The sequence below is a fragment of the Reinekea sp. G2M2-21 genome (assembly GCF_015687175.1).
Taxonomy (GTDB): Bacteria; Pseudomonadota; Gammaproteobacteria; order Pseudomonadales; family Natronospirillaceae; genus Reinekea.
The window spans coordinates 366,391-377,886 of record NZ_JADPQG010000002.1 but is presented as its reverse complement, the minus strand read 5'-3'; the positions used below and the strand labels follow the sequence as shown (position 1 = coordinate 377,886).

Annotated in this window: 15 protein-coding genes; 10 read left to right on the top strand and 5 right to left on the bottom strand. The window is 50.1% G+C overall.

All coding sequences use genetic code 11. The annotated features are described in order from the left end of the window. The first annotated feature begins 49 nt into the window (after positions 1 to 49). Together IYN85_RS10485 and glnK are read left to right on the top strand one after the other, a co-directional pair. A complete protein-coding gene (locus tag IYN85_RS10485) occupies positions 50 to 607 on the top strand; it encodes an ATP-dependent Clp protease proteolytic subunit (protein ID WP_196158848.1) in 558 nt (185 codons plus the stop codon). An 82-nt stretch (positions 608 to 689) separates the two neighbouring features. Beyond that, complete coding sequence (gene glnK / locus IYN85_RS10480; RefSeq protein WP_196158847.1) at positions 690 to 1,028, top strand: P-II family nitrogen regulator; 339 nt, start codon at positions 690 to 692, stop codon at positions 1,026 to 1,028. A gap of 134 nt (positions 1,029 to 1,162) precedes the next feature. On the opposite strand, the gene IYN85_RS10475 is transcribed toward glnK, so the two are convergent. The 3 genes from IYN85_RS10475 to pspF form a co-directional block, all read right to left on the bottom strand. Continuing rightward, positions 1,163 to 1,504: a hypothetical protein gene (locus IYN85_RS10475; RefSeq protein ID WP_196158846.1), complete on the bottom strand. Its 342-nt coding sequence runs from the start codon at positions 1,502 to 1,504 to the stop codon at positions 1,163 to 1,165. Positions 1,505 to 1,610: 106 nt separating this feature from the next. Then, positions 1,611 to 2,153, bottom strand: coding sequence for a DUF3575 domain-containing protein (locus IYN85_RS10470; protein WP_196158845.1), 543 nt, complete (start codon positions 2,151 to 2,153; stop codon positions 1,611 to 1,613). Between the two features lie 111 nt (positions 2,154 to 2,264). Further along, positions 2,265 to 3,275, bottom strand: coding sequence for a phage shock protein operon transcriptional activator (pspF, locus tag IYN85_RS10465; RefSeq protein ID WP_196158844.1), 1,011 nt, complete (start codon positions 3,273 to 3,275; stop codon positions 2,265 to 2,267). 168 nt (positions 3,276 to 3,443) lie between these two features. On the opposite strand from pspF, the gene IYN85_RS10460 reads away from it, so the two are divergent. The 7 genes from IYN85_RS10460 (at position 3,444) to IYN85_RS10430 (ending at position 7,385) form a co-directional block, all read left to right on the top strand. Next, positions 3,444 to 3,599, top strand: coding sequence for a hypothetical protein (locus IYN85_RS10460; protein ID WP_196158843.1), 156 nt, complete (start codon positions 3,444 to 3,446; stop codon positions 3,597 to 3,599). A gap of 38 nt (positions 3,600 to 3,637) precedes the next feature. Beyond that, a complete protein-coding gene (pspA, locus tag IYN85_RS10455) occupies positions 3,638 to 4,315 on the top strand; it encodes a phage shock protein PspA (RefSeq protein ID WP_196158842.1) in 678 nt (225 codons plus the stop codon). A gap of 75 nt (positions 4,316 to 4,390) precedes the next feature. Then, positions 4,391 to 4,636 (top strand): envelope stress response membrane protein PspB, encoded by a 246-nt coding sequence (gene pspB, locus IYN85_RS10450; protein WP_230390670.1) that lies wholly within the window; start codon positions 4,391 to 4,393, stop codon positions 4,634 to 4,636. 10 nt (positions 4,637 to 4,646) lie between these two features. Continuing rightward, complete coding sequence (locus IYN85_RS10445) at positions 4,647 to 5,141, top strand: PspC domain-containing protein (protein WP_196158841.1); 495 nt, start codon at positions 4,647 to 4,649, stop codon at positions 5,139 to 5,141. A gap of 115 nt (positions 5,142 to 5,256) precedes the next feature. After that, on the top strand, positions 5,257 to 5,769 hold the full coding sequence (locus IYN85_RS10440; protein ID WP_196158840.1) for a hypothetical protein: 513 nt from the start codon (positions 5,257 to 5,259) through the stop codon (positions 5,767 to 5,769). A 109-nt stretch (positions 5,770 to 5,878) separates the two neighbouring features. Beyond that, on the top strand, positions 5,879 to 6,346 hold the full coding sequence (locus IYN85_RS10435) for a hypothetical protein (protein WP_196158839.1): 468 nt from the start codon (positions 5,879 to 5,881) through the stop codon (positions 6,344 to 6,346). 49 nt (positions 6,347 to 6,395) lie between these two features. Beyond that, the gene (locus tag IYN85_RS10430; RefSeq protein WP_196158838.1) at positions 6,396 to 7,385 is read left to right on the top strand and encodes a Gfo/Idh/MocA family protein; all 990 of its coding nucleotides are present in this window, start codon (positions 6,396 to 6,398) and stop codon (positions 7,383 to 7,385) included. Here the strand turns inward: IYN85_RS10430 and IYN85_RS10425 are convergent. Both IYN85_RS10425 and IYN85_RS10420 read right to left on the bottom strand, forming a co-directional pair. Next, the gene (locus IYN85_RS10425; RefSeq protein WP_196158837.1) at positions 7,358 to 7,990 is read right to left on the bottom strand and encodes an HAD-IA family hydrolase; all 633 of its coding nucleotides are present in this window, start codon (positions 7,988 to 7,990) and stop codon (positions 7,358 to 7,360) included. The genes IYN85_RS10430 and IYN85_RS10425 overlap by 28 nt on opposite strands. A 5-nt stretch (positions 7,991 to 7,995) precedes the next feature. After that, complete coding sequence (locus tag IYN85_RS10420; protein ID WP_196158836.1) at positions 7,996 to 8,730, bottom strand: pyridoxine 5'-phosphate synthase; 735 nt, start codon at positions 8,728 to 8,730, stop codon at positions 7,996 to 7,998. 159 nt (positions 8,731 to 8,889) lie between these two features. On the opposite strand from IYN85_RS10420, the gene IYN85_RS10415 reads away from it, so the two are divergent. Further along, positions 8,890 to 11,064 carry a LemA family protein gene (locus tag IYN85_RS10415; protein ID WP_196158835.1) on the top strand — a complete coding sequence of 725 codons (2,175 nt, stop codon included), beginning with the start codon at positions 8,890 to 8,892 and terminating at the stop codon, positions 11,062 to 11,064. Positions 11,065 to 11,496: the final 432 nt, after the last annotated feature.

Sequence of the window (11,496 nt, the reverse complement as noted above, 5' to 3'; positions counted from 1 at the left end):
TCACGATAATACGACAGCAATTTCAAAGAATTCACCTAAGGAGACCCTTGTGAAATCCGAACAATCTTTTGATCCGGTCGTCGAGCGGCTGTTTTCCGGTCGCAAAGTGCTTATTTGCGAAGAAATCAATCAGACCATGGCCAAAAAGGTCACTGCCCAACTCTTGGCTTTGGCTGAAGAGTCCGACGATGACATCCTGTTGTTTATCAACAGTCAGGGCGGTCACGTGGAAGCCGGTGATACCATTCACGACATTATTCAATTTATCAAACCCAAGGTTAAAGTGATCGGAACTGGTTATGTCGCCAGTGCCGGCACCCACATTTTCCTCGCCGCTGATAAGGGCGATCGTTACTGTTTGCCGAATACCCGTTTTCTGATTCATCAGCCCTCAGGTGGTGTGGGTGGTCAGGCGAGCGATATTGCCATTCAGGCTGAACAGATTATCCGTATGCGTGAACGTTTGGCGCGGATTATCTCGGAACAGACCGGTCAACCTATTGAACGGGTTCGTGGTGATATTGAACGTGATAACTGGATGACCGCTGACGCCGCAATCGAGTATGGTATTGTTGATAAGATCATCAAGTCTTCATCGGAACTGTAATTTACGCATTTGACCGGAGGCACGGTCAACGCAGCTAACCGTGATCGTTGGCGGTTATAAGAACAAACAAAAGGAATCATCCATGAAATTAGTCACTGCTATTATTAAACCATTCAAGCTTGATGATGTTCGTGAAGCTCTCTCTGAAGTTGGCGTACAGGGCATCACTGTCACCGAAGTTAAAGGGTTTGGTCGTCAAAAAGGTCACACAGAGTTGTATCGTGGCGCTGAATATGTGGTCGACTTTTTGCCGAAGATTAAACTTGAAATCGCGATCGACAGCGATAAGGTTGATGGTGTGATCGAAGCAATTACCAATGCCGCCGCAACAGGCAAAATTGGTGACGGAAAGATTTTTGTTTCACCTCTGGAACAGGTTATCCGTATCCGAACCGGTGAAACCGGCAGCGACGCCGTCTGATCGTCGTAGTCTCTTGCCAGTCAAACATCAAAAGGCCGTTCAATAGAACGGCCTTTTTATATTTAGATGTATGCTGAGGAACTTAGACGTTGCAGCAAGCACTTTTTTTGATGGGTTGGGTCTGGGACGGCAGATTATGCTTGGTTCGCCTTAAGATCCGGATTCAGTTTGCGAATAAGTGCGCGCACGCTCACAGTTGTTGCAACGGCAAACAAATAGCCCGCCGCATACACCGGCGCTGTTACCTGAATCATCGCTGCGTCATACATGACGACCTCTCGCAACAGGGTCACGGCAATACCCAGGCCGAACCCCGTAATGACATGGCGTTGTCCTTGGGTAAAAAACGCCCCAGTGATCACTCCCAAGCCGGCCATGGATGCCCACAATTGATACGGGGACTGAAAGTATAAACTGGCCAGCATCAACAGAATGGCCGTGAAAATGGCGGCGGTGGCGATTCGGGTTATCGGCATGGAATTGCTCCGGTTTTTTTTAAGCCTTATTAACCGGCGAATGGCCTTGCTTAGCAATGCGACTTTGGTGGCACAAAAAAAGCGGCAGATGCCGCTTTGATTTATGTTAAAACTTGTAGCCAAGTGTCCATTCAAAAGCGAGGCCACCAAACGGTAAATCTGCGGTTTCGTTATAAACGGAATCGTCTGAACATCGCCCCTCCAACGCGCCAACGGATCCTAGACCGTAGCCTGCGCCTACTTTTGCAATGAAGCCTCCGGCTGATATGAATTTGTAGCCACCAGTTGCAGTTAGCCCAATCGTACTGATGTTGCCTTCGCAAGTGAGTGAACCATCTCTTGAAGTGACAGAAAAGCTTGCCCTATTTGCACTTCCTGAAACATATAAACCTGAGACTTTATTTGTGTCAGGCATGTATTCTAGGCGACCACCCAGATTTAAATAGGTGTATTCATCAGAGGAGCCGAGATCAAAATTCCAGTAAGATACAGTAGGTCCAACTGATAAGGTGTCATTTATGTCGTATAGAAATGACCCATTAAATAAGCCGATTGCCAGTCCGAGTGGGTTAGCTTCTATAGCCATATCTTTTGCTACAGCGCATGTCCCTAATGCAGCAATGGCTGTCGCAAATATCACTTTCTTCATTTTATGTTCCCTAGATTAATTAGTCTGCTTGGTAAGCGCGCGGGATACTACCAAAAAGAGTCCAGTCCAGGAAAGTAATAGCTCTATGTTGATTTTTTCAATAAAGAATCACTAATTCAGCTTATCTTTGCCAATAATTCCGTGTTTCTTCAGCTGGCTACGGAACTGGTGATAGGTTAACCCCAATGCATCGGCTGCTTTTCCCTGGTGTTGGTCATTGCGGTCTAAGGCCTGACTCAGCAAACGGACCTCGTATCGCGCAACCTGTTCGCTGAACCCCAAGCTGGGATCAACATCCAGAGCAATCTCCGGTCGGCCACTGCCTTGCGCGCCTTGCGGTGACCAGGGCGAATCAAACGGATCAATGACCAGGTGTGCGATGGGTGTATCCTGCTTGCCCCACCGGTAAACACTGCGTTCAACGACATTCTTCAGTTCACGAACGTTGCCGTAAAACGGATGGGATGTCAGCTGTCGCAATGCTTTATCACTGAAACCTGGGAAGTCCTCCCAGCCCAGTTCAATGCTCATGGCGATAGCAAAGTGCTCTGCCAGTCGTTCGATGTCCTTTTCCCGGGCACGTAAGGGTGGCAACGTTATGACATCAAACGCCAGACGGTCCAACAGGTCTTCTCGGAACTTCCCCTCACGGGCCAGCTTCGGCAGGTTCTCATTGGTGGCCGCGACAATACGTACGTTAACGTGCAGACTTTTCTGCCCGCCCAAGCGCTCGAATTCGCCGTATTCAATCACCCTCAATAGCTTTTCTTGTAATGCCTGCGACATATTGCCCAACTCATCAAGAAAAAGCGTGCCTTCGTCGGCGCGTTCAAATCGCCCTTTGTGTACACGGTTAGCGCCGGTGAAGGCACCAGGTTCATAGCCAAACAGGTCTGCGTCGAGCAGCGACTCACTGATAGCGCCGCAGTTAACCTTCAGAAAGGGTTGCTCCCATCGGGTTGATAAGAAGTGCAGTCGCTCTGCGACCAATTCTTTACCGGTACCGCGCTCGCCGATGACTAAAACTGGTCGGTTCAATGGGGCAACCTGGGATACCTGATCCAGCACGTCGGCCAGCGCCATGCTTTCGCCGATCAATCGTTGTGGTTGGTTTCTGGACATGACTTCCGTTCTTGTTCGCCGAATTCGCCAAATAACTTAGTCTATTTCCTCAGGCGAGGCGAGTCGCTGGAAGTCACTTATTTGATAAATCCTTTTAATTCAATGACTTACCTAGTTGGCACGGTTTCTGTAATAGAGGATTAAGACTACTCAAAGGAGGTTGGGTTTATGGAACTCATGAACGTAAGCGAACGGACACCTATTTACCTTGGCTTGATCACGCTCAGCAGTGCGCTGGCGATAGTTACAGTCATCTGGGCTGGTGTTTTGGGATTTGGGCTATCAGCCCTGGTGTTGGAAAGTGTCAGTCGGTTGCATAAGTAAGCCTGACCGCGAATTGAATTTTAAATAGGAGAGCCACTATGGGTATTTTTTCAAGATTAAGTGACATCATTAACAGTAACCTGAATGCTATTCTGGATCGGGCTGAAGATCCGGAAAAAATGATTCGTCTGATTATTCAGGAAATGGAAGAAACATTGGTTGAAGTGCGGTCCAGCTCTGCTCGGGTCATTGCCGACAAAAAAGATGCGCAGCGTCGATTGAGTCGACTGGAAGGCGAAGCTGAAGACTGGGAAGCCAAAGCACGATTGGCGCTGGAAAAAGGACGTGAAGACTTGGCTCGAGCCGCACTGGCGGAGAAGCAGGGTTTGCTGGATGAAACCAAGATCGTAAAGCAGGAATTCCATGCTCTGGATGATCATTTAGCCCATCTGTCGGAAGAAATTGGCCAACTTCAGACTAAACTGAACGATGCTAAGGCGAAGCAGAAAACCATGATGATGCGTCAGAAGACTGTGTCATCACGCATGAAAGCCCGTAGCCAGTTGAACAAGGATGCCTTGAACGATGCCTTCGAGAAGTTCGAGCACTATGAACGTAAGATGGACAACATGGAAAGCCAGTTGGAAGCGGATGATTTGGGCCGTGATGTGAAACAAAGCCTGAAAAACGAGATCGACTCGCTCGCTCAGGATGATTCCATTAATGCCGAACTCGAACGCCTGAAGTCTGACATGCAACCGAAAAAAGAAGGCTAATCAGGGTTAGACTATAGCCTATATATGAGACAGGCCAGCTGCTGGCTGGCCTGAGGGATTTATCAGGAGTTATCCATGATGCAATTTTTTGATTTTATGATCGTACCGACCATCCTGTTTATGGTCGTCGTCATGCCGATCTGGTTGGTTCTGCACTACAAGAGCAAGGGCAAAACCGGTCGCGGCCTGAGCGACGATGATCAGGCGGTATTAGACGATCTGTTGCGAACGCTGGATTCCCTGGCCGATCGTATGGAAGCGCTTGAATCAATTTTGGATGAACGGAATCCACGCTGGCGTCGTGACGCCGAACGCGAATAAGGAGACAGTTATGAACCGTTCAAAACACCGTCATGGTCATTACCGCACACGCGGCCCGGAAAAATTCAATCCGGAGGATTGGTGGGATCGAAGACGCAACGGCCACGGAATGAATCTGTACCGCAATACCCGCGACCAGAAGATCGCTGGTGTTTGCGCTGGTCTGGCAGATCACTTCAATGTGGATCACTGGGTTATTCGACTTGCGGTTGTCGGCGGATTCTTTTTCTTTAATACGTTGATGATTTTTGCTTATATCGGCGCTTGGATTGCACTGGCTCCGCGTCCGAAAGGCGGGCTTGCGCAAACAGCGTATCGCTACGATGAAAATCTTCATCAGGACCGGCCGGTGAATATGTTTCGCTATCAGATGAGTCCATCGGACCGCTTGCGTACCGCGCGTCAGCGTATGGACGAAGTCATGAGTCGGGTGTCGACGATGGAGCGTTATGTCACCTCCCGCCGCTATGAACTGGACAAAGAGTTTTCTAAGATCGACAAATGATCGGCTTACGCAGACTCGATAAAGGGCGGTAACGCCCTTTTGCTGATTTCAACGTCTTAGAAATGAAACAGAAACGTGTATACTGCGCCCAAATTCTCTGTTCTTCCTAATGCTCATGAATACTTCTCGCCTGCCCCGCTTGCTGAAAGAACCAACCGGTTGGGTCATGATCGTACTGGTCATTGGCTTTTTTTATATGCAATGGCCAACTCACGTCCGCACCAGCGAGCAACCAAGCTATTATGTCCAAACACTCAATAATGGTTTCCAGGTGGAATGGGAGCAGGAGCCTCAGTTGCAATCGGTTGAATCACCACGAGTGTGGGGCTTAACGCGCAAAGGCATGTCATTTTTGGTGCAGACTGATACCTTGACCGAAGATTTTGCGTTCATGGTGTCTGCCTTTGCCGAGCGTGATCGGTCAACGGTCGGCGGTGCTGTTCAGGAGCCGTTGGAAATAGGTGAGGACTACGCCAGCTACTCCTTTTTTGACGCCGAAAACCGCATTCAGTCGCATCGGGTTTTCTTGCGCGATGGTCAATGGGTTAAAGTCTCTGTCCTGTATAAGCCCAGCATGGAGAGTCGGGTCGAACGAGCCCATGTGTTTTTGGCGAACGCTCACTTTTAGCGACGCAGTTCACATTTTTTAGGGTGAAATTAGCCATTTAGCGGTTTTATTGAGCGATTTTGAATGCGTTGACTAAACTGTAAGCAAGCGTCTGATCCGAAAAAACTTCATGAAAGAACCGCTCTTGACTGCATTACCGGTTCCGCCTGCCTTGGTATATTTGCTCCATCAGCTGCGGGCGAACGACATTAAATATCTGCTCTATGGTGAAATCCCGGGAACGGATATGGTGTTCGTCGATATTGACCGGCAGGTGGCCGGCCAACTGCAAACGGATAGGATACCTGACGATTGGTCGGTCATTTCATCCCATTTTTTATCTCAACGGGCGCTTGAGCGGGGTGAAAGTGATCCCATTATCGCTGAAGATGTTGTTCCCGAAGCGGTGGTTATCGCTTATGGGGGACGTGAAGCTGAACAGCTCGATAACTTTCAGGCCCTGTGTGACCAGGTGCGCTACTTACGGCAGCAATCGCCGAGCCGCTTGGTTTACCATAACCGCCAACCTCCCGAGCCGATGGAAATTCATCACCTGATTGAAATACTTAAAGTCGCGACCCGCGCGCAAGATGATTAGGCTACAATGTCACGAATTCTATAACCGCTGAAAAAACAGGGAAAAACGGATGATTCGATGGGCAGTATCGGGCTCTGGCAATATGGCCAGACTTTTTGTTAAGGATAGTGAGCAGGTATCAAATGGTCAGTTTGTGGCCGTCTATTCTTCGCAGCAAAGTCGCGCCGACGCTTTTGCCATGCAACATCAGTTAGCGCATGCCTATTCAGATTATGACGCTTTGTTAGCAAACCCAGATATAGACGCATTGTATATTGCCAGTACACATCCGTATCACGCAGCGCAGGCGATCCGAGCGCTGAATGCCGGAAAACATGTGCTGGTGGAAAAGCCGATGGCGTTGTCTCCAGCCGACGCGCGCAAGGTATTTGCCGCCGCCAAAGCGAACCAACGTTTTTGCGCAGAAGCCCTTTGGACTAAGTTTGCACCGGCGTACCAAACGTTAATGGCTCAATTGCAGCAGAACCGAATAGGCGACGTTCGCCACATCAACGCCAGTTTTGGCTTTGCAATTGATCTGGCCGATACGCAACAACGTTTGCTGAACCCTGAACACGCTGGTGGAGCGCTACTCGACATCGGCCTGTATCCGATCTTTTTGCCGTTGACTCTGTTTGGTGTCCCGGATGAGACTAAAGCTCAGGTCATCTTAGGCGATACCGGTGTGGATATTGCGACCGATCTGATCATGAGCTACAAGGACGGCCGCAGCGCGACCATTTCCTATCGTTTCGATGTCATGTTGCCGACAAAAGCCGCCTTTAGTGGCACACTGGGTTGGGCTGAGCTGGAAAGCCCTTTCTTCGCCAGCAACGCCATTCATTGGCATGAAAAGGACAAAGTGGGCACCACCGAACATATTCCGTTGGTCAATCGCGGTTGGGGGTACGAATTCGAAGCCGTCAATTCGGCTATTGTGGCTGGCGAGTTGGAAGCGGTTCAACACAGTTGGCAGGACAGTTTGCTGTTGTCCGAGTACCTGCATTTCCTGCGTAAAAACTGGGGGCCGCATTACCCGTTCGAAGGAATCAGCGAGTAGTTTTTAAGGACTCGCTTAATATCTTCTGGGCCGAAGACCTGTTCGGCCCGCAAACCTTCCGCTCTGGCCGCCATGACGTTCGCCAGGCCATCATCGAAAAACAGAATATTCTCAGGCTGGCATTTCAATTCTTTGATAAGCCGTTGGTATATGGCCGGGACTGGTTTCATCAAACCAAATTCAATGCTGGTGAAAGGGTTATCGATCCAAGATAAGAAAGCGGTATGTTCAATAATATGTTGCCAATGCGCGGTGTTGGTATTGCTGAGCAGGCTCAACGTGTAATGAGGTTGCAGCGACGCCAGCAGCTCGCTGATACCCGCAAACTCGCCGATGACAATGGCCAAGAACTCGCGCTGGAAGTCGCTGTGGCTGATCTGCAATTCTTGTTCTGCGATAAAGGCTTCGGTGAAGGTGTCGAAATCGCTACGGCCATGTTCAAAATCATTGACCGCCGGTGACGCAGCCCAAAGGGCATGAATTTCGTTAAACGGAATGTCTTTGCCGAGCAATTGAGATATCTTGCCGTGCCAGTCGATCTCGACCAGCACTCCACCCATGTCAAACACCAGATGCTGAATGTTGTCGTCTGCGCCCGGTTGCATAGGATCTACGCCGACGCGGCACAGATGGCCAGGTACTGGCGCGCGACATACGGCATGCCATATTCGAGGCATTCGATGATCAGCGCATGACCAATCGACACTTCCAGAATGCCCGGGATGGTGACGAACTTCGCCAGGTTGTCCAGGTTCAGGTCATGGCCTGCGTTCAGCTCTAACCCCAATTTCGTCGCCAATACCGCGGCATCGTGGTAACGCTGGTGTACTTCGGCATGTTTGGGGCTGTTGAATTCGCGAGCGTATTCTTCGGTATACAGTTCAATACGGTCGGCTTGGGATTTGGCCGCTAGTTCGACCTGTTCCAGGTCAGGGTCAAGGAACACCGACACCCGGGTGCCGGTTTTTTTCAGGCGATCCAAGATGGGTGCCAGAAATTCAGCCTGAGTGTGGAAGTCAAAACCATGGTCACTGGTTAGCTGATCTGGTAAATCGGGTACCAATGTCGTCTGATCAGGCTTAACTTCTTCAATCAATAGCAGGAACTCTTCTGAAGGGTAGCCTTCAATGTTTAACTCAATACCGGCCAGAGGGCGGATCAGGTTACCCAGATCGCGCGCATCCTGACGGGTAATGTGGCGTTCATCCTGCCGAGGATGAATGGTGATACCTTTAACGCCAAGGTCGATAAACTTTTTTGCGAACTCAACGACATTGGGTGCATCGTGTCCGCGCGAGTTGCGCAGCAGAGCCAGTTTATTCACATTAACGCTGAGTTCGGTCATGGTTTATCCTATGTTGGTGATTGCATCGCGGTTTCGGTGCGATAGTGTAATCATCTCAACACGATGTACTAGGGTCTGGTCGCAATAATTTCGTGTCCACTGGAATGCGCGGTTACAGAACCGGTACCAAATACCCGTAAATGGAGACAGGGAACGCTTATGTTAAAACGGTTGGGTTACGGCTTACTGAGTGCCGTATTGATAGGGGCTGCAATATTTTGCTTTCAATGGGGCTTTGCGCAATTGTCCGACGTCCGTCAGTTGGACCGATTACCGATGACGCCGCTATCTGCCTTAACCCATGGTGTCTATGCGGTTCAGGGCCAGGTGAAGGACGGTGGCAAAACCATTACCGCACCCTATTCCAAAGACAAAGTGGTCTACTTTCGTTTTAAGCTGGAAGAAGAATACACCGATTCCGATGGCAACCGGAAAACTCGGACACTGGATTCTGGAGAAAGCGCGACGGCCTTTCTGTTAGTGGATTCCGGCGCTGAAGTCGCCTTGCAACCAGGGTTTAACGTGTCGGCTATTGATTGGACAGCCCGGCAAACCCATCGGCAAAAATCCGGCAGTCGAATATACACTGAACATACCATCCGCCAAGGTGACAACCTGCAAATGCTGGCCTTTTATGATGACCAGTCTCAATCCTTTAACCTATCCGCGATGAAGTATGACTTGACGACTCTGGTTACGTATCAATCCCTGAAAACCGAAGGTGGCGATGCCCTGTTCTTATCTGGGTTGTTGATTTCCGCTGCGACTGGCCTGCTCGCCGTTGGTCTCGCTGCTCTGCTTGTTGTTTTTGGAGTGCATCGATATTGGGTATTTGTCACCTTCATGACCCTGGGGTTGTTCGCAGCACTGTGGGTGCTCGGTGCTGTGCACTTGCAAAAGGATTGGCATAACACTGCGGCGATATACCAGGAGCGGTCTGTTGGCGCGATGGCCAGTAATCGACAGGAAGCACTGGAAGACTTATACGCGATGTACGCAAGTATTAAACGCAGCGCAGACCAGTGGCCAGACAGCCTGCTGTTTACAGTGGCCGAAAAGCGATCCTTCCGTCCGCCCGCCTTGGACGAAGCGACGCAACATCGGATCGAAGGTCGTCTGGTGGACATCGATAACAGTCGGTTCGATAAACAGTGGTTAATCCTGACGGTGGCTGGTTTGAGTGCCTTGTTTACCGTGGGGTTGATCTTCTGGGCATTGAAAGCCATTCGATTCAAACGACTGGTGGAATTTATCCCCACCTCCCAGACCACGGGTTTAACCTACGGGATAACTGAATTGTTTGGCATGATTGATGTTGACGATGAGGTCGCACCGCCGCTCTCCAGTCGGTTAAATCAGCAGAAATGCGTGGCCTACAAATATACCGTGGAGGAAAAACGCGGCAGTGGTAAAAACGCGAAATGGGTAACGGTGGAAGAAGGGGGTGAAGAATCCCGTTTCTGGTTGGAAGATCAATCCGGCAAAGTGGTGGTTAATCCAGCGGGAGCAAACATTGTGTTTCCCGAGAAGCAGGTCGATCGTCGCGGCAAAATGCGTTACTCTGAATACTGGCTACCGCCCTTTCGCAACGTTTATTGCTTGGGATTTGCCGGCATTGCCGATGAGAACGCCGCGCAATTGTCTGTGCAGAACAGTGATGACTTTGAGTTCCTGATTACCACTCAGGAAGAAGACGAGGTGGTCAAAGGTAAAGGTGCCGCTGGCTTTATGTTGACCGGCCTGGCCCTTGGGTTCAGCCTGGTCGCCGGGACAGTATTGTTGTCCGGCAGTGGCTCCCTGACACCGTTGGATCTGATCAAGGTCTCGCTGGTTGTACCGCTGATGTTGTCATTCATTACCCTCATTCTGCATTACAACGGACTGGTGTTTCTGAAAAACCGGGTCGACAAAACCCGCGCGGATATCGATACGTTGCTGCAACGTCGGCACGATTTATGGCCTCAGTTGCTGAGTACTGTGCAAGGCTATATGGCCCATGAGCAAAAATTGATGGAAGCCATGACCAAAATGCGCAGCGGTCAAGCCAGTTATTCTGAAGATCCTGAGCAGGCAACCAAGCAGCTGCAGTACGAAAAAAAGGTCGTCAAAGCCTTTATTGCGCGTGTGGAGGCATACCCGGATTTGAAAGCGAACTCACTGGTGCAGACATTCCGCAAACAGATGGAGCGCACTGAGGATGAACTAAGTCTGATCCGCAACGGTTATAACGATTCTGTCGAGCTCTACAACACCCAAATTCAGAAACTACCTGACGTTTTCCTGGCCAAACTGTTCGGTTTTAAGCCAGCGTCAATGTTTGCTCGGCTGGACTGAATGGGCCTGGGACAGCAGGACGTCTAGCAAGGCCCCCGCAATGGTTTTGCGTGGTCGTTTGCAAGGCAAAAAAACACCAGCAGTCGCTGCACCGCCGGTCATGAAGCCTTTTAAAAAAGCTTGATGTCACTCGAGTTGGCAGAAACAGCGAGCCAGCACTGCGTTGGCTGACAGGTGTTGAGCGAGACAACGGATTCAACGCTAGGGAAGGCGTTGAAAGCGTTGTGCGTGCAGGGAATGCCGATGTGTCGGCGCACGCCCGAGCCCGTTTGACCGAGCACAGCAGCTGGAAGGTAACCAACGTTGGCGGAAAAAGGGGGTACAAGGGAATCACCCCTTGGAAAGGAAAATCCTCTGGGATTTTTTCGCTAAGAACAAACCCCAATCGTCAGACCAGTTCGACCCTTAAAGATAATAAACTCGCAGGTGAGC